Raw genomic sequence first — 18776 nt, forward strand, 5'->3', positions numbered from 1 at the left:
GGCAGCGTTTGTTGGGTATTTTTACTGCGTTCTCAGCTTTTTATGTAGAATAACTACACTACAAAGCTTCTGCCTTGTATAAATACCCTGCAATCCGCTGCAAAAACAACCTTGAAAGATTAACAGGCCCTAGTTATTTGGCTCGGCGAGCGCTTCGATTAACGCGGCGCTGAGCTCCTCTTGTTGAACTGGGTCTAACTGTTTGCCATCGGCTGTTTGTAACATAAAAAAGTCTTCTGCACGTTCACCTATCGTGGTGATCTTGGCCGCCAGCAGTGTGACTTGGCAACGGTAAAAAATATCACCAACTTTAGCCAATAAGCCGGGACTGTCTAATGCAATAAGCTCCATCATGGTGGTGCCTTGCTTGCGCGCAGGTAAAAAACTCACCTGAGTCGGTACCCTAAAGGGCTTCATCTTGCGCGGCAGTTTTTTAAACTTGGGCAGTTTGGCGGTATCGCTGCTTAAGGCTCTGACCAAGGCTTTTCTTAAACTCTGAATCCGAGATAACTGCGAAACTGGGCTGCCATCTTGCTCTAAAATGACAAAAGAATCCAGTGCATATCCGTCTTTTGAGTTCATGATATTAGCATCATGCACATTGATGTTTTTATTGTCGAGTACCGCCATGACGGTGGCAAATAATCTCGGTTTGTCTGGGGTATAGACAAATAATTCTGTACCACCACGGGTGGTGTGTTTAGAGATGAGCACCAAGGCTTCATCATGTTTATGTTTAAGGATAGCCTCGGCATGCCAAGCCACTTGATTGGGCTGATGACGTAAAAAGTAATCGGCTTTAAAGCGTAACCATAATTGGTCGAGGCTTTTTTCTTTAATGCCACGTCTGAGCAGCTCTTTTTTCGCTTTGGCTTGGTGCTCGCGAACCCGAGCTCGAATATCAACCGGCTTCTCTTTACCGCGTGCCAGCACCCGCTGCGTTGAAAAGTAAAGGTCGCGCAGTAATGAGCCTTTCCAGCTGTTCCAGGTTTTTTCGTTAGTGGCACAAATATCCGCCACCGTCAGGCAATAGAGATAGCTTAAATGCACAGCATCACGCACTTTATCGGCAAATTCAGCGACCACATCAGGGTCGGAAATGTCTCGGCGCTGGGCCGTTACCGACATGATAAGGTGGTTCTCTACCAGCCAGCTAACCAGTCTGCCATCATGTTTATTTAAGCCGTGTAGATCGCAAAATGCTTGGGCATCCACTGCGCCCAACTTGCTGTGATCGCCGCCGCGGCCTTTACCAATATCGTGAAAAATGGCTGCTAATACCAGTAAGCCTTTTTTAGGCAGCTGATTAATCAGTACAGAGCCGAGTGGAAATTCCTCTTTTTGTTCGGGTTGAGAAAACCGCTCGATATTTAAGATTAATCTATGGGTATGTTCATCGACCGTATAAGCATGGAACAGGTCAAACTGCATTTGCCCTTCGATACTGCGCCAAGCAGGCAAATAGGCGGACATGATCCCGTGGCTGTGCATCAAGGAGAGGGCCGCTATACCGCGTGGATGACGTAAAATTTCAAGAAATATCGCGCGGCACGCCTCATGATGCATTAACGGTTGTGTTTGTGCTCGCCGTGCCCGGCGAAGCCGGCGTAAGGTCGGCGCATAAATCGCCTTAATATTAGAGTTACGCGCGACTTGTAAAAAGAGCCCCATAATCTCGGCGGGATCGTCAAATACATTAGGCTTAAGGCACTCGATAAAACTACTGCGGCGTTGGTAGTTTTCATCGATAGGGAAGATCTCAAGCGCCTTGGTGTGACCTAAGGTTGCCCGTTTAAACAGTTGCAATAGCATTTGGTTGAGCTCCATCACACGGCGCACCGTGCGATAGTAGCGTTTCATCATCTGTTCTACCGCAAGCTGGGTTTCATCTTTATAGCCAAGCAGTGTGGCGACTTGACGCTGAAGATCAAACAATAAGCGGTTTTCGTCTCGGCCCGAGATAAGGTGCAGTGCAAATCTCAACTGCCACAGGTATTCTTGGCATTCGAGAAGCTCATCTAACTCCTCTTTTTCTAAAAAGCCGTGGGCGACTAAGTCTTCGGTGCAGCTGGCATTAAAGTAACGCATTGCTACCCAGGTAATCGTTTGAATGTCGCGTAAACCGCCGGGGCATGACTTAATGTTGGGTTCGAGATCGAAGGCGCTGGCCTTAGCATGTCTGAGCATCTGTTCATCGCGCTTAGCGACAAAAAAGTCGCTGGGGGGCCAGAAGTTGGCTTCTCTTACGCGGTTATATAATTCATCAAATAAGTACTGTGGACCACATAACTGCCGTGCTTCGAGCAAGTTGGTAGCAATGGTAATATCAGTACGCCCTTGATTAATGGTGTCATCGACGCTGCGTACGCTGTGGCCGACTTCTAAGCCAGCGTCCCATAAAAAGGCGATATATTGTCCCAATTGGTGTTCACCTGCTTGAGATAATTTACCGTCAATTAAAAACAGCAGATCTACGTCTGAATGGGGGTGCAGTTCACCGCGGCCATAACCGCCCACCGCGATCAGGGCCACAGGGTGTTGGTCGAGTCGATGGCATTGCCATTGTTTGCACAATAACGCATCGACGGCGCGGCAGCGTTGCTTGACCAGCAAGGTGACTGACTCGCCGGCGTTAAATCGCTCTAATAGTTGCTCGTTTTGCAGTTTTAAGGCAGATTTGGCGTTCAGTGCGTTATTCATTGGCATCCTTGGGGAAAAGGCAGTGGCTGTTGCCAGCCCACTGCCCGATATTATCGCAATTCCTTCTCCACTTTACGCAATTCTTAAACGAAAAGTACAGTAATTAGTGATTGATTATGCGTGGAAAGTCTTCCTCAGCGCGCAGTGTTAGTACCTCGACACCTTTGTCAGTCACTAATAGGGTATGTTCCCATTGGGCCGAGTTTTTGCCATCAGAGGTGGTTACAGTCCAGTTGTCGTCTTTATCTAACACGCTAGTGTGACGACCCGCATTGATCATCGGCTCGATGGTAAAACACATGCCCGGACGCAGTACGGTCTTGTCATTGTTTTTGTAATGCATGACTTGAGGTTCTTCGTGAAAACCTGCGCCGATACCATGGCCGCAATAATCGGTCACGATACTGTATTTTTCGAGACCCGTTTTCTTACCCTTAATGTATTTCTCAATGATGGTACCAATTTCACCTAGCTTCATACCTGGACGCACCTTTTTAATGGCTTCATACAGGCTTTCTTGGGCAACACGGCACAGACGCTTGTCTTTGGCGCTGACATCACCAATCAGAAACATTTTTGAGGTGTCACCATGATAGCCATCTTTAATCACGGTAATGTCGATATTGAGGATATCGCCATCTTTTAAGGCTCTGTCACTGGGAATACCGTGACAAATCACCTCATTAATAGAGGTGCAAATAGATTTTGGGAAACCGTGATAGTTCAGTGGAGCCGAAATAGCCCCTTGTTCTTCAGTATATTTCGCACAGATATCGTTAAGCTCATTCGTGGTGACGCCGACCTTCACATAAGGGGCTATCATTGCTAGCACATCGGCGGCTAATTTGCCCGCAGCGCGCATTTTTTCGATCTCTTCGGCTGTTTTAATCACTATACTCATTAGGCTTTCTCTTGTTTCTCGGTAGTCTTATTTTTGGCGCGCCAGCTATGCTAAAAATTTGTGTTTTCGCTGATTTCATGGTATAAAGCGCGCCGTTACGTTTGACTCTTGATTACTTGTCATCTGACCAGGTCTTCTGACGTTTGGTTAAGAGCGAATCTGGCGGCCATTATACATGGCAATTACTAAATACTAAATCACACACGTATCGACACGTTCTCCGGGGTGCCTATAAAAAGGTCGGAGATATGGGATGCGTGGAGGTCTAACCCCCAATTTTAAGGTAATAAAATGACTACAGTTTCAATGCGCGACATGCTTCAAGCCGGTGTTCACTTCGGTCACCAAACTCGTTACTGGAATCCAAAGATGAAGCCTTTCATCTTCGGTGCTCGTAATGGTGTTCACATCATTAACCTAGAGCACACTGTGCCTATGTTCAATGAAGCATTAGCGTTCATCAGCAACGTAGCATCTAAGAAAGGGAAAGTTCTTTTCGTAGGTACTAAGCGCGCTGCAAGCGAAGCTATCAAAGAAGCAGCAATTTCTTGTGATCAGTACTATGTTGATAACCGCTGGTTAGGTGGTATGTTGACTAACTGGAAAACAGTTCGTCAATCAATCAAGCGTCTAAAAGATCTAGAAAGCCAGTCAATCGATGGCACTTTCGACAAGCTAACTAAGAAAGAGGCGCTAATGCGTACTCGCGAGCTTGAGAAACTAGAAAAGTCTCTTGGTGGTATCAAGAACATGGGCGGTCTACCTGACGTTATTTTCGTTATCGGTGCTGACCATGAGCACATCGCAATTAAAGAAGCTAACAACCTAGGTATCCCAGTTGTTGCTGTTGTAGATACTAACTCTTCACCAGACGGCATCACCTACATCGTTCCTGGTAACGATGATGCTATGCGTTCTATCCGTCTGTACACTGAGTCAGTTGCTGCAGCTGCTAAAGCTGGTCGCGGTCAAGACCTAGCGGTTCAAGCTGAACAAGACGGTTTCGTAGAAGCTGAATAATAAGGCGAGATGAATTTCATCGCCCTTATTAACCAAGATATATGATTGGTGAACAGGGGCCCCTAAGGCCCCTGTTTTATATCATTTGATTTGTAGATTTACCTATAGAGGATTTAACAATGGCAATTACTGCTGCCCAAGTTAAAGAACTACGTGAGCGCACTGGCGCTGGCATGATGGATTGTAAAAAAGCGCTAACTGAAACCAATGGTGACATTGAGCTAGCGATTGAAAACATGCGTAAGAGCGGTGCTGCTAAGGCTGCTAAGAAAGCGGGTAACATCGCTGCTGAAGGTACTATCCTTATCAAGCAAGGCGAAGGTTTCACTGCACTTTTAGAAGTTAACTGTCAAACTGACTTCGTTGCAAAAGACGGTAACTTCCTAGCATTCGCTAATGCAGTACTTGACGTTGCAGCTGCATCTAAAGTAACTGTTGAAGACCTAAAAGCACAGTTCGAAGAAACGCGTGTTGCACTAGTGGCTAAAATCGGTGAAAACATCAACGTACGTCGCGTTGAGTACATCGATGGTACTAACGTTGCTACATACCGTCACGGTGAGCGTATCGGTGTTGTTGTAACGGGTGAAGCTGACGAAGAAACACTTAAGCACATCGCAATGCACGTAGCAGCTTCTAAGCCTGAGTATGTGCACCCAGAAGACGTTCCAGCTGATGTGGTTGAGAAAGAAAGAGCCGTCCAAATCGAAATCGCGATGAATGAAGGCAAGCCTCAAGAGATCGCTGAGAAGATGGTTGCTGGTCGTATGAAGAAGTTCACCGGTGAAGTATCTCTTACTGGTCAAGCTTTCATCATGGAACCAAAGAAAACGGTTGGTGAGATTCTTAAAGAGAAAGGCGCTACTGTGACAAACTTCATTCGTTTAGAAGTTGGTGAAGGTATCGCGAAGAAAGAAGAAGATTTTGCTGCTGAAGTAGCTGCACAAATCGCTGCTTCTAAGGCGTAATCGCCGCTTTTTTGATACTCTAAAAACCGCAGCAATCGCTGCGGTTTTATTATGCCAATTAGATTGTCACAGCCTGCATTTTTTTCGATATAATTGGTAACATACCCACCAGCATTTATCAGGACAAATAACTATGAGCACAAACCCCAAACCCGCTTTTCGACGTATTCTTCTTAAACTGAGTGGCGAAGCCCTGATGGGCGAAGAAGGCTTTGGTATCGACCCTAAAGTACTCGATCGTATGGCACAAGAGGTTAAGGAGTTGGTTGAGCTTGGTATTCAAGTTGGTGTTGTGATCGGTGGTGGTAACCTGTTCCGTGGTGAAGGGCTAGCGCAAGCCGGTATGAACCGTGTCGTTGGTGACCACATGGGCATGTTGGCCACAGTGATGAATGGCTTGGCAATGCGTGATGCCTTGCACCGTGCCTATGTTAATGCGCGCCTGATGTCAGCGATACCGCTTAAAGGTGTGTGTGACGATTATAACTGGGCTGAAGCGATTAGCTTGCTTAAATCGGGTCGAGTAGTGATTTTTGCGGCCGGTACTGGTAATCCATTTTGTACCACAGACTCTGCAGCGTGTTTGCGCGGTATTGAGATTGAAGCCGAAGTCGTGCTTAAGGGTACCAAAGTCGATGGCGTCTATTCTGATGACCCAGTGAAGAACCCTGAAGCCGTTAAATATGATGAAATGGGTTACGACGAAGTACTAGACAAAGAATTAAAAGTGATGGATCTTGCTGCATTTACACTGGCAAGAGATCACGACATGCCAATTTTAGTGTTCAATATGAATAAGCCTGGTGCGCTGCGCCGTGTTATTATGGGTGACCATGAAGGCACCATGATCAAAAGTAGCCGCGTAAAATCAGCCGAATAAATACGATTTATACTAACGTAAATTTAGTAAGCAAAAAGGATATTAAACGTGATTAATGAAATCAAAGAAGATGCGAAACTGCGCATGGGTAAATGTGTTGAAGCGACTAAAGCACAAATGGCTAAAGTGCGTACAGGTCGTGCACATCCGAGCCTACTTGATTCTATCAAGGTACCTTATTACGGTTCACTAACGCCGCTAAAGCAAGTGGGTAACGTATCGATTGAAGATTCAAGAACCCTAGCGGTCAGCGTTTTTGACTCAACTATGATAGCAGCGGTAGAGAAGGCTATCATGAGTTCAGATTTGGGGCTTAACCCTATGTCTGCCGGTACCACTATCCGCATTCCGCTGCCAGCATTGACTGAAGAGCGTCGTAAAGATCTGATTAAAGTGGTTCGTGCTGAAGCTGAAAACGGTCGTATTGCGGTCCGTAACGTGCGTCGTGATGCCAACTCAGATGTGAAAGCATTAGAGAAAGAAAAAGAATGTACCGAAGATGATGTACGTCGCAGCGAAGATGAAATTCAGAAGTTTACCGATGCGCACATTAAAATGATCGATGAAATTTTGGCGGCAAAAGAAGCAGAGTTGATGGAAGTCTAATCTGCTGCCTTAGTCACTAGAGTTAACACGCCGTGTAGGGGTATACTACACGGCGTTTGCTATTTTTAAGGGTTGTAATAGATGTCGATCGAATCTCAATCTGGCTCAGAGTTAGCTGATGAAACACTCGCTGAGCTGATTAAGCTGTCTATACCTAAGCACGTTGCTATTATCATGGATGGCAATGGGCGTTGGGCGCAAGCCCAAGGTAAGCCGAGGGTGATTGGGCATAAAGCTGGGGTAAAGGCCGTCCGTCGAGCGGTGAGTACCGCACGTGAAATGGGCGTCGGTTCATTGACCTTGTTTGCATTTTCCAGTGAGAATTGGCGTCGGCCCGATAAAGAAGTTAGTTTGTTGATGGAACTGTTTTTTACCGTGTTACAACGGGAGTTAAAGCGACTTCATAACAATGGTGTGCGCCTTAATATCATTGGCGATATCAGTCGTTTTTCTCCTCGGTTGCAAAAGCAAATTGCTTCGGCAATGGCACAAACTGCCGATAATGACGGTTTAATCTTAAACGTCGCCGCCAACTACGGTGGTCGTTGGGACATCATGCAAGCGGCCCAAACCTTAGCCCAAAAGGTTGAATCTGGCGAAATGAGCAGCAGTCAGTTCACTGAAGAGGCGTTAAGTCAGCATTTATGCATGCAAAATCAGCCGGAAGTTGATTTAATGATCCGCACGGGTGGAGATTTTCGCATTAGTAACTTTGTACTCTGGCAGGCAGCTTATGCAGAGTTAGTCTTTACTGAGGTGCTTTGGCCCGACTTTGACGAGCAAGCCTTTAAAGAAGCCGTCGCGGTATTTGCTTCGCGTCAGCGCCGTTTTGGATTAACGGGCACGCAAATTGAGACGCTACAGGCTGAGCAATAAATTATAAGAGGGAAAGTTTTGCTAAAGCATAGAATAATAACAGCAGTATGGTTAATCCCATTAGTGATGGGGGCCATATTCTTTTTCCCTGTGGAGTATTTTTCATGGGCACTGGTGGCAGTGTTTTTAATCGCTGCTAAAGAGTGGGGCCGAATTATCGATAAGCGCTGTAACATCACCCAGTGGAGTTTCACGCTGACTATCGGTATTTTATTGGTGGCGCTTAATCTGTTTGTGCCTAGTGATGAGGTGTGGTTTAAAGGCCATTTGCACCCCATCTTTCTGGCGATTATGGTGATTGGTGCATGTTGGTGGGCCATCTCTTTACTCTTCATATTGTCATATCCTAAAAGTTCGACCCTGTGGGCTAAGAGCCACATGTTTAAGTCGATGTTTGGCCAGTTAACATTAATCCCCTGTTTTACTGCATTAGTTGCGCTTAAGGCATTAAGTTCACAGGCTGATCCCTATTATGGCGGGACCTTGGTTTTCTTGGTGATGTTGACCGTTTGGGCAACCGATTCTGGCGCTTACTTTGCGGGTAAAACCTTAGGTAAACATAAATTAATGCCTAATGTCAGTCCTGCCAAGACGGTCGAAGGGCTCATTGGTGGCTTGCTGACCACTATGATTGTTGTCGCAGTTGTGATGTTGCTGTCACCCGAACAAGAATTAGGCTTGGTGATTGTGGTCACCTTGTTTGTTGCCTTAGTGTCTGCAGTGGGCGATCTGTCTGAAAGTATGTTTAAGCGTGTCGCGGATATCAAAGACTCAGGTACTATCTTGCCAGGCCACGGGGGGGTGCTCGACAGAATTGATAGTCTCACCGCTGCGCTGCCAGTGTTCACACTCATTTATATCGCATTTTGGATGTAACCATGCAAAAAATGGTGATTCTTGGGGCCACGGGCTCAATTGGTGCTAGCACGCTCAGTGTGATTGAGCGTAATCCGGCTGATTATGAGGTTCATGCCCTAGTGGCAAATCGTAGCGTCGACAAGATGCTAGCGTTATGCATCACCCATGAGCCTTACGTGGCGCACATGGTCGATGCCGATGCCGCAAAAACCTTAGCCGAAAAACTGCCCGCGTCACTGCGCACTAGAGTCTCCAGCGGTGAAGATGAACTGCTCGATTTAGTTGCCGCAAGTGAGGTCGATACCGTGATGGCGGCGATTGTGGGCGCGGCAGGGTTGCCCTCAACCTTAGCGGCGGTTAAAGCGGGTAAACGAGTGTTGCTGGCCAATAAAGAATCATTGGTGATGTCCGGGCGTTTGTTTATCGATCAGATGCAAACCTCCGGCGCACAAGTGCTGCCAGTAGACAGTGAGCATAATGCGATTTTTCAATGTTTACCCTTTGAGGTGCAGCAGCAAATCGGCGTATGCCAACTTGCCGATGCTGGTATATCACATATTTTGCTAACCGGTTCGGGTGGCCCGTTTCTTAATGCCGAGCTCGCTTCTTTGCAGCACATGACGCCAGATCAAGCTTGTAAACATCCCAACTGGTCGATGGGGCGTAAAATCTCTGTCGATTCGGCTAGCATGATGAATAAAGGGCTGGAATATATAGAGGCGCGTTGGTTGTTTAATGCCAGTAAAGAGCAGCTCAAAGTTGTGGTACATCCCCAAAGTGTCATTCACTCTATGGTGCAATATAAAGATGGCTCGGTACTGGCACAGATGGGGAACCCCGATATGCGCACGCCTATTGCACATTGTATGGCCTACCCACAAAGAATTTCAGCCGGAGTTGAACCTTTAGATTTTTTCAAAGTCGGACAGTTAAGCTTTCTTGAACCCGATTTTAACCGGTTCCCTTGCTTAGCATTAGCCATTGATGCCTGCGAGCAAGGACAAGAAGCCACCACTGTGCTTAACGCTGCCAATGAGATATCGGTCGACGCGTTTCTGGCGGGCAACATTAGGTTTACCGATATTGCTCATATCAATGAATTTTGCTTAACCAAGGTGGCGAAGCAAAATTTAAATACGATTGAAGATATTTTGGCGTTAGATTATCAAACTCGCCGAGTGGCTGCTGAACATGTTAAACGTGTGCAGCAGTAAAGAAGGAGCTCAATGCTAGATTTTTTATGGAACCTAGGTTCCTTTATTATTGCTTTAGGCATATTAATCACGGCCCATGAATATGGCCACTTTTGGGTTGCACGTCGCTGCGGCGTTAAAGTGGAACGCTTCTCTATCGGTTTTGGAAAAGCGATTTGGCGTAAAGTAGGGGCCGATGGCACCGAGTATGTGGTCGCGATGATCCCCCTTGGTGGTTACGTGAAAATGCTTGATGAGCGTGTTGACGATGTGCCAGAAGCATTAAAATCTCAAGCCTTTAATCGTAAGTCAGTCTGGCAGCGCATTGCCATTGTTGGCGCAGGTCCGATGGCTAACTTTATCTTTGCCATATTTGCGTTGTACATCATGTACCTCATTGGTGTGCCGTCATTAAAACCAGTGATTGAAACCACCCAGCCTAATACGCCTGCCGCAGTGATTGAGGTTAAACAACCGCAGCAAGTGATTGCCGTTGGCGATCAAGCTGTCCGTAACTGGGAGGAGGTGACTTATGCCTTGGTTGGGCATATTGGTGATGATAATATCGATATCACCTTGGCGCCACTATCAGGCTTGATGGGCCAAGAGCGTACTTATCGCCTCGACACCCGTCAGTGGCAATTTGACCCAGAAAAACAATCGCCAATCACCTCGCTGGGGTTAGGCATTTATCGCCCAGAAGTGAGCCCAACCTTGGCCTTTGTTAGCGAAGATGGTGCGGCTTATGCCGCGGGGCTAAGGGGCGGTGATATCTTGGTTGCTATCGATGGCCAGCGCTATAGCCAGTGGGATGGGTTTGTCGAACAAATAAAAGCGGCAGCGGGTAAGACAGTCAAGATAACCGTGCAACGTGATGGTAAACCACTTCAGCTTGCCGTGACGCCAAAATCACGCACTGGTGAGAATGGTCAAATAGAGGGGGTGATAGGTGTTGCCCCCACTCAAGCACCATGGCCAGAAGAGATGCGTTTACAGTTAGAATATGGTTTAGGTGAATCTTTTGTGGTTGCGGCGGATAAAACGTGGCAACTTGTGTCAGTCAGCATTAAGATGATTGGCAAATTATTTACTGGCGATGTGTCGGTGAAAAACCTGAGTGGGCCTATTTCAATCGCACAAGGTGCGGGAAGTAGTGCCACTTATGGCTTAGTTTACTTTTTAGGATTCCTAGCATTAATCAGCGTCAATTTAGGCATTATTAACTTATTGCCTTTACCCGTGCTGGATGGTGGGCATCTGTTATATTACTTCATCGAAGTGATCACAGGCAGGCCTGTACCAGAGAAGGTACAGGAAATTGGATTCAGATTTGGGGCAGCTATGCTGCTAATGTTGATGAGTATCGCCCTTTTCAACGATTTTTCCCGACTCTGAGCAAGGACACACACATAATTAGAAGTGCTCTATGAGATTGAATAAAATTTTTGCCTCGATGTTATTAGTCGGTGCGTCTTTATCAGGGAACGGTTGGGCCGAAACATTCCAGCCTTTTGAAGTTACAGACATCCAAGTACAAGGTTTACAACGTGTTGCACTAGGTGCTGCACTACTCAATATCCCCATTAAGGTGGGTGATACCGTCGATGAAACGCGTCTGCAGCAAGCGATTAAAAGCTTATACGCGTCGACCAACTTCGAACATATTGAAGTCGGTCGCGATGGCAATGTTCTTGTGGTGACGGTCAAAGAACGTCCGACCATTAGCGCCGTGACTTTCGAAGGCAACAAAGACATTAAAGATGAGCAACTGCAAGAGAGTCTCGATGGCAGCGATGTTAAAGTCGGTGAGTCATTAGACCGCACCATGCTCAGCGGGATTGAAAAAAGCCTGCAAGACTTTTATTACGGCGTGGGTAAATACGGCGCTAAAGTCGAAGCGCAGGTGATCAACTTACCGCGTAACCGTGTCGAACTTAAGTTTAAGTTTACCGAAGGGTTAGCTGCTGAAATCCGCCAGATAAACGTAGTGGGTAACACAGTGTTTAGTGACGCCGAACTGATCGGCATGCTGGAATTAAAAGATTATGTGGCTTGGTGGGACTTGTTTGGTGAGCGCCGCTACCAAAAGCAAAAATTGCAAGCCGACCTTGAAACCATCAAAACCTTCTACCATAACCGGGGGTATATTCGCTTCGATGTGACCTCGACTCAGGTTGCGATGACCCCAGATCGCAAAGGACTGTACATCACGATTAACGTCGATGAAGGTGAGCAGTACAAAGTGAAAGAGGTCAATCTCACCGGTGACCTTATGGGCCGTGAAGCTGTGATGGAGGCCATTTTGCCAATCAAAGTGGGTGATACCTACAATGGTGGCGATGTGACCTTTACCGAAGAGATGTATGGTAAATATCTTGGTCGTTTTGGTTATGCCTATCCTGAAGTAAAAACCTACCCTGAAATTAATGATGACACCAAAGAGGTGACTCTCAATGTCAATATTAAGCCGGGTAAACGGGTTTATGTGCGTAATATTAACTTCACGGGTAACCAAGTCACTAAAGATGAAGTACTGCGCCGTGAATTACGCCAGATGGAAGGGGCATGGTTAAATGCCGCACAAGTAGAACAATCTAAAGCACGCCTTAATCGTCTAGGTTATTTCGAAACTGTGGATACTCAAACGGTTCAAGTACCTGGTACCGATGATTTGGTTGATGTCGCCTTCAATGTTAAAGAGCAGCCTTCTGGCTCATTTAACGCGGGCGTGGGTTATGGTACAGAGTCAGGCATCAGCTTGCAGTTTGGTGTTCAGCAAAGTAACTTCCTCGGTACTGGTAATCAGGCTGGAATTAACTTAAATACCAACAAATATTCTAAGAATATAAATTTATCTTATACCGATCCCTATTTTACCAAGGATGGCGTGAGCTTAGGTGGTAGCATCTTCTGGAACGAGTTTGATGCGCAAGAGGCTAACCTTGAGCGTTATAAAAACAGCTCTTACGGTGTCGCCCTGAACTCGGGCTTCCCAATCAACGAATATAATCGTATTAACGGTGGTATTGGTTTCCGTCATAACAGTATTTCAGAGATCTCAGCCTATGAACAGGCGCTGCGATTCTATAATATCTATCGTGACCAAGATGACCCAAATGCTGACCTGTCATTCAATAACTTCGAGTTAAATCTTGGCTGGTATCGCAGTACGTTGAACCGCGGCACCTTCCCAACAGACGGTTCATCACAGCGCTTAAGCGGTAAGATGACGGTTCCAGGCTCGGATCTGCAATACTTTAAAACCGACTTTGACACCAGCTTCTACTGGCCTTTTAACCGTAGCCATAGCTTCGTGTTATTAACTAAGGCGCGTGTAGGCTACGGTAATGGGTATGGCCAGTTTGGTGATAACGATCAGATTTTACCGTTCTGGGAAAACTACTACTCTGGTGGTAGCAGCTCACTACGTGGCTTTAAGTCGAACTCTGTTGGCCCACGTTCATTCTACTTGTATCGTGGCAGTGAGCCGTGTTCACCAGATCCATCAGGTGATGGTTGTACCTTGCCTGGCGATCCAAATCGCATCGAAGTGAGCCAAGGTCGCTCTATCGGTGGTAATGCCATCGCGACTGCCAGTGTTGAGCTTATTGTGCCGACGCCTTTCTTGGACGAAGCCTATACTAACTCTGTGCGCACTAGCTTCTTTGTCGATGCAGGTAACGTCTGGGATACTGAATTTGATTATGATTCATATCGCGGCTTGCCAGCTGAAGAGTTTACCGAGCTGGCAGATTACTCAGATCCTTCTCGCATTCGTGCGTCAGCGGGTATGAGTGTTCAGTGGTTGTCGCCAATGGGGCCAATGGTATTTAGCCTTGCGTGGCCAATCACAGAATATGAAGATGATGAAACTGAGATTTTCTCGTTCAACATTGGTAAAACTTTCTAAGTTAGAACTAATTTAAATAAAAATAATCGGCAAGTTTTGCTGACAACAAGGAGTTTATTTTGAATAAGATGTTTAATCGCGCAATGATGGTTTTGGTTCTGTTAGGTGCACCAATTGCTGCACAAGCAGAGAAAATTGCCGTGGTAGATATGCAAGCGGTCTTTGAGCAGTTACCGCAGCGCGAAGCCGTGAGTAAAACACTCAAAACGGAATTTGGCGATCGTGTGGCTAATGTGCAAAAGATGCAAGACGAGTTGCGTGGCATGCTTGAGAAGCAGCAGCGTGATGCCGCGCTAATGAGCGAGAGCCAAAAAACCGATATGTTGCGCAAGATGGAATCACTCAAAGCCGAGCTACAACTAAAAGGTAAAGCTTTAGATGAGGACATGCGTCGTCGTAACGGTGAAGAGCAAAATAAACTGTTAGTGGAAGTACAAAAAGCGATCACCGCCATTGCGGAAAAAGAGCAATATGATGTTGTACTGCAGCGTGGTGCTGCTATCTATGTTAAGCCCACTTCAGATATCAGCAGTAAAGTTGTTGAAGCGTTGAGCAAAGGCTAACGATTAATGAAAAGCTATACATTAAAAGAGATCGCTGTTTACTTAAATGCTGCGGTACAAGGTGACGACACGGTTAAAATTAACCGAGTTGCCACCCTCGAAAAAGCGCAAAAGGGTGAGATCTCTTTTTTAGCCAATCCTAAATATCAGCAGCAGTTAGCCGGAACAGCGGCATCGGCGGTATTGTTGTCGCCCAAAATGGCGGCAGATTATAACGGTAACGCCATCGTGCTGGCCGATCCTTATGTGGGGTTTGCAAGGGTAGCACAGTTACTCGATTCGACACCTAAAGCCGCCGAAGCGATACACCCAAGTGCGGTGATTGATGCCAGTGCCACCATAGGCGAAGGTGTTGCGGTTGGCGCGAATGCCGTTATTGGCCCCAATGTGATTTTGGGTGAGCGGGTACAGGTAGGCGCGGGATGTGTTATTGGGCAAGATGTTATCATCGGCTCCAATACGATTTTATGGCCCAATGTGACTGTGTACCACAATGTACACCTTGGACAGGATTGTATTGTCCATTCAGGAACCGTACTGGGATCTGACGGTTTTGGCTATGCCAATGAACGCGGTCAGTGGATCCGCATTCCGCAAACCGGTGGCGTGCGCATTGGTGATCGAGTTGAAATTGGTGCCTGTACCAGTATTGACCGTGGGGCGTTGGATCATACCATCATCCATGACGGGGTGATCATCGATAACCAAGTGCAAATTGCCCATAATGTGGTTATCGGAGAAAACAGTGCCCTTGCCGGTGGGTCAACTTTTGCCGGTAGTGTCACCATAGGTAAGTATTGTATCATTGGTGGCTGTAGCGCGGTGGCAGGGCATTTATCCATTGCCGACGGCACCCATGTATCAGGTGGTACAAACGTTACGAGTGTTATCAGGGAGCCTGGTGTATACTCCTCGGCTACTGTAGCGATGGAAAATAAGGTGTGGCGTCGAAATACCGTGAGGTTTAGACAGCTAGATGAACTGTTCCAACGCGTGAAAAAGTTAGAAAAAAACGTTAAAATAGAAGATTAAGTGCCCCTTGGCAGCTAAGGAAATTATTGAGTGTCAAATCAATTAAACACAATGGATATCAAAGAGATCCTAAAGTTTTTACCCCATAGATATCCGTTTTTATTGATCGATAGAGTCCTCGACTTTACCCCAGGCGAAACACTACACGCGATCAAAAATGTCACTATTAATGAGCCGTTTTTTCAGGGCCATTTTCCCGTTCAACCTGTGATGCCAGGCGTGTTGATCCTCGAAGCGATGGCGCAAGCCACTGGTTTATTGGCATTTAAGACCATGAGTGACGAACCATCAAATGATGCACTCTACTATTTCGCGGGTATCGACAAAGCACGTTTTAAGCGTGTGGTTGAGCCAGGCGATCAACTGCATTTTGAAGTGAAAATGATTAAAGAACGCCGCGGGATAGGGGTGTTTACCGGTGAAGCAAAGGTCGATGGCGAACTAGTTTGTTCTGCCGAGATTATGTGTGCCCGTAGAGAGATTAGTCAGTGATTGATGATTTAGCGTTTGTACATCCCGATGCCAAAATTGGCAACAATGTAACCATAGGCCCATGGACCTATATTGGTGCCGATGTCGAAATTGGTGACGATTGCCACCTGAGTTCTCATGTTGTGGTCAAAGGCCCGACAGTGATGGGCAAAGGCAATCGCATTTTCCAGTTCGCCTCTGTGGGTGAAGATTGCCAAGATAAAAAGTACGCGGGCGAACCCACGCGCTTAATTATCGGCGATAATAATGTGATCCGTGAATCGGTGACCATTCATCGCGGCACGATTCAAGACAAGGGCGAAACCGTTATTGGCTCTAACAACCTGTTTATGGCCTACGTGCATATTGCCCATGACTGTGTGGTTGGCAATAATGTGATCATGGCTAACAATGCCTCGATTGCAGGTCATGTTCATGTCGGTGATTGGGTCATTTTAGGTGGTATGACGGGTGTGCATCAGTTTGTGCATATTGGCGCTCATGCTTTTACCGCGGGTAGCTCACTTATTTTGCAAGATGTGCCTCCGTTTGTGATGGCTTCTGGCCAGCCTGCGATACCGCGTGGTCTTAACGCCGAAGGGCTCAAGCGTCGTGGCTTCTCTAAAGAGAGCCAACTTGCGGTGCGTCGAGCTTATAAAACAGTGTACCGTAAAGGGCTGACGGTCGATGAAGCCATTGCCGCATTGGGTGAAGAGTCCCAAGATGAGCAAGTGAAGCTATTTACTGATTTCATCGCCAATTCCAGTCGAGGCATTATTCGTTAAGCCACTGGTCTTGGAAATCAAAAGCTCGTTTAGACGGGCTTTTTTTTATGAATAAAATTAATATCAATCGCATTAATTATGGAGCTAGGCCTGATGGTTAAAATAGGCTGTTACTCTGGTGTCAATGGTATCGACCCATTGCAGGTATCAATGAATAATCATTGAGTTAATGTGATTAATCGTAAGTCGGAAACAACGGATAAGAATCGGGTTATGACTGAACGTAGACAAAAAATATTTGCCATGGTCGCAGGCGAACTGTCTGGGGACATCTTAGGCGCGGGGTTAATCCGCGCCCTAAAGCAGCGTTATCCTGACGCGCGTTTTGTCGGCATTGGTGGTCCACAGATGGACGAATTGGGATTTGAGTCGCTGTTCTCATTCGAAGAGTTAGCGGTGATGGGGATAGTGGAAGTCTTGTCGCGCCTGCCTCGGTTGCTTAAGGTACGTAAAACCCTCATCGATGAAATCTCCGCCTTGTCACCCGATTGTTTTATCGGTATCGATGCGCCCGATTTCAATATCGGCTTCGAGTTAAAGCTTAAGCAGCGTGGCATTAAAACCGTGCATTATGTCAGCCCATCTGTGTGGGCATGGCGGCCTAAGCGTATCTTTAAAATTGCCAAAGCAACCAACATGGTGCTGTCGTTGTTGCCGTTTGAAAAGGCGTTTTATGATAAACATCAGGTGCCGTGCACTTTCGTCGGTCACACCTTAGCCGACGACATTCCTATGGAGAATGATAAAGCAGCAGCCCGAGCTCAGCTGGGGTTAGATGCCGAAGATGAATACTTAGCCTTATTGCCGGGCTCACGCGCTGGCGAACTCAAGCAGTTGGCAGAGCCTTTTGTCAAAGCGGCATTGCTGCTACGACAACGTTATCCCGATCTTAAGTTCATCACGCCGCTGGTTAATGCCAAACGCCGCGCCCAATTTGAGGCGGCGCTTGAACAATTTGCTCCCGATTTGGCGATTCATATGGTTGAAGGACAGTCGCGGGTGGTGATGGCGGCTGCGGATGCCATTTTACTGGCGTCAGGCACGGCGACGTTAGAAGCCATGTTGGTTAAACGGCCGATGGTGGTGGCGTATCGCGTGAGTCCGATCACCTATAGCATTGCCAAACGTATGATGCAGATAGACAGTTACTCACTGCCTAATCTATTGGCTGGTGAGAACATTATTCCTGAGTTGATCCAAGCCGACTGCACCGCGCAGAAGATTGCCGATGCGGTAGCGCAACAACTCGATAGCGATCATCGTCCGTTAATGAAGCGTTTTGCCACCTTGCATCAACAACTCAAATGTAATGCCAGTCAGCGGGCCGCCGATGCGGTGGTCGCGTTAATTGAGGAGGCATAATATGGCGACCTTTAAAGAGATCACGCAAGCGCAAATCAGCCTGTTGTGCCAAGGGTTTTACGCCGGTGTCGATGAGGTGGGGCGCGGACCTCTAGTAGGAGATGTCGTCACCGCGGCCGTGGTACTCGACCCTAATAATCCTATCGCTGGGCTGAATGACTCGAAAAAATTGTCAGAAAAAAAACGCTTAGCCTTGTTTGCCGAGATTAACCAAAAAGCCCTCGATGTCAGTGTGGGGCGTGCCAGTCCTGCTGAGATAGATGAGCTTAATATTTTGCACGCCACTATGCTGGCAATGCAGCGCGCGGTGGCCGGTCTTAAGGCTTGCCCCGAGCGGATACTGGTCGATGGTAATCGTGTGCCTGACTTTGGTATTGAAAGCCATGCGGTGATCAAAGGCGATGGCCTGATCGCTGGCATCAGCGCCGCATCGATCATTGCTAAAGTGGTGCGAGATCAAGAGATGGACGCGCTCGATGCCAGATACCCACAATTTGGTTTTGCCAAGCATAAGGGCTACCCGACAAAAGCGCATTTTGAGGCGCTAGAACAACATGGCGTATTAGCCGAACACCGTAAGAGTTTTCGCCCCGTACAGGCACGTTTATCGCGGGATGATTAATCCTTATCAGCATAGGCAAAGCCGAGCTG

General features: G+C 47.0%; 17 protein-coding genes. 15 read left to right on the forward strand and 2 right to left on the reverse strand.

Annotated elements, in window-relative coordinates; all coding sequences use genetic code 11:
- Window positions 1-129: 129 nt before the first annotated feature.
- Both glnD and map read right to left on the reverse strand, forming a co-directional pair.
- On the reverse strand, window positions 130-2700 hold the full coding sequence (gene glnD / locus DN599_RS16090) for a bifunctional uridylyltransferase/uridylyl-removing protein GlnD (RefSeq protein ID WP_110458607.1): 2571 nt from the start codon (window positions 2698-2700) through the stop codon (window positions 130-132).
- A 103-nt stretch (window positions 2701-2803) separates the two neighbouring features.
- Window positions 2804-3601, reverse strand: a complete 798-nt coding sequence (gene map, locus DN599_RS16095) for a type I methionyl aminopeptidase (protein WP_110458608.1) — start codon at window positions 3599-3601, stop codon at window positions 2804-2806.
- Window positions 3602-3892: 291 nt separating this feature from the next.
- Between map and rpsB the strand changes: the two genes are divergently transcribed.
- The 15 genes from rpsB (at window position 3893) to rnhB (ending at window position 18747) form a co-directional block, all read left to right on the forward strand.
- Window positions 3893-4621, forward strand: a complete 729-nt coding sequence (gene rpsB, locus DN599_RS16100) for a 30S ribosomal protein S2 (protein ID WP_110458609.1) — start codon at window positions 3893-3895, stop codon at window positions 4619-4621.
- Between the two features lie 119 nt (window positions 4622-4740).
- Window positions 4741-5589: a translation elongation factor Ts gene (gene tsf, locus DN599_RS16105; RefSeq protein WP_110458610.1), complete on the forward strand. Its 849-nt coding sequence runs from the start codon at window positions 4741-4743 to the stop codon at window positions 5587-5589.
- 133 nt (window positions 5590-5722) lie between these two features.
- Entirely contained in the window at window positions 5723-6469 is a 747-nt protein-coding gene (gene pyrH / locus DN599_RS16110; RefSeq protein ID WP_110458611.1) for a UMP kinase, read from the forward strand.
- 48 nt (window positions 6470-6517) lie between these two features.
- On the forward strand, window positions 6518-7075 hold the full coding sequence (gene frr, locus DN599_RS16115; RefSeq protein ID WP_110458612.1) for a ribosome recycling factor: 558 nt from the start codon (window positions 6518-6520) through the stop codon (window positions 7073-7075).
- Between the two features lie 81 nt (window positions 7076-7156).
- The gene (uppS, locus tag DN599_RS16120; RefSeq protein ID WP_110458613.1) at window positions 7157-7951 is read left to right on the forward strand and encodes a polyprenyl diphosphate synthase; all 795 of its coding nucleotides are present in this window, start codon (window positions 7157-7159) and stop codon (window positions 7949-7951) included.
- A gap of 18 nt (window positions 7952-7969) precedes the next feature.
- The gene (locus DN599_RS16125; protein ID WP_110458614.1) at window positions 7970-8827 is read left to right on the forward strand and encodes a phosphatidate cytidylyltransferase; all 858 of its coding nucleotides are present in this window, start codon (window positions 7970-7972) and stop codon (window positions 8825-8827) included.
- A gap of 2 nt (window positions 8828-8829) precedes the next feature.
- A complete protein-coding gene (gene ispC / locus DN599_RS16130) occupies window positions 8830-10023 on the forward strand; it encodes a 1-deoxy-D-xylulose-5-phosphate reductoisomerase (RefSeq protein WP_110458615.1) in 1194 nt (397 codons plus the stop codon).
- 12 nt (window positions 10024-10035) lie between these two features.
- Complete coding sequence (gene rseP / locus DN599_RS16135) at window positions 10036-11397, forward strand: sigma E protease regulator RseP (protein ID WP_110458616.1); 1362 nt, start codon at window positions 10036-10038, stop codon at window positions 11395-11397.
- A gap of 31 nt (window positions 11398-11428) precedes the next feature.
- Complete coding sequence (bamA, locus tag DN599_RS16140; RefSeq protein WP_110458617.1) at window positions 11429-13912, forward strand: outer membrane protein assembly factor BamA; 2484 nt, start codon at window positions 11429-11431, stop codon at window positions 13910-13912.
- A 68-nt stretch (window positions 13913-13980) separates the two neighbouring features.
- Window positions 13981-14475: an OmpH/Skp family outer membrane protein gene (locus DN599_RS16145; protein WP_110458618.1), complete on the forward strand. Its 495-nt coding sequence runs from the start codon at window positions 13981-13983 to the stop codon at window positions 14473-14475.
- Window positions 14476-14481: 6 nt separating this feature from the next.
- The gene (gene lpxD, locus DN599_RS16150) at window positions 14482-15507 is read left to right on the forward strand and encodes a UDP-3-O-(3-hydroxymyristoyl)glucosamine N-acyltransferase (RefSeq protein ID WP_110458619.1); all 1026 of its coding nucleotides are present in this window, start codon (window positions 14482-14484) and stop codon (window positions 15505-15507) included.
- Window positions 15508-15537: 30 nt separating this feature from the next.
- Window positions 15538-15999 (forward strand): 3-hydroxyacyl-ACP dehydratase FabZ, encoded by a 462-nt coding sequence (fabZ, locus tag DN599_RS16155; RefSeq protein WP_110458620.1) that lies wholly within the window; start codon window positions 15538-15540, stop codon window positions 15997-15999.
- A complete protein-coding gene (gene lpxA, locus DN599_RS16160) occupies window positions 15996-16763 on the forward strand; it encodes an acyl-ACP--UDP-N-acetylglucosamine O-acyltransferase (protein ID WP_110458621.1) in 768 nt (255 codons plus the stop codon). The genes fabZ and lpxA overlap by 4 nt, the downstream gene beginning before the upstream one ends.
- 213 nt (window positions 16764-16976) lie before the next feature.
- On the forward strand, window positions 16977-18125 hold the full coding sequence (gene lpxB / locus DN599_RS16165; RefSeq protein ID WP_110458622.1) for a lipid-A-disaccharide synthase: 1149 nt from the start codon (window positions 16977-16979) through the stop codon (window positions 18123-18125).
- 1 nt (window position 18126) lies between these two features.
- The gene (rnhB, locus tag DN599_RS16170; protein ID WP_110458623.1) at window positions 18127-18747 is read left to right on the forward strand and encodes a ribonuclease HII; all 621 of its coding nucleotides are present in this window, start codon (window positions 18127-18129) and stop codon (window positions 18745-18747) included.
- The last annotated feature ends 29 nt before the right edge of the window (window positions 18748-18776 follow it).

The organism is Shewanella algidipiscicola (assembly GCF_900380485.1).
Lineage (GTDB): Bacteria > Pseudomonadota > Gammaproteobacteria > Enterobacterales > Shewanellaceae > Shewanella > Shewanella algidipiscicola.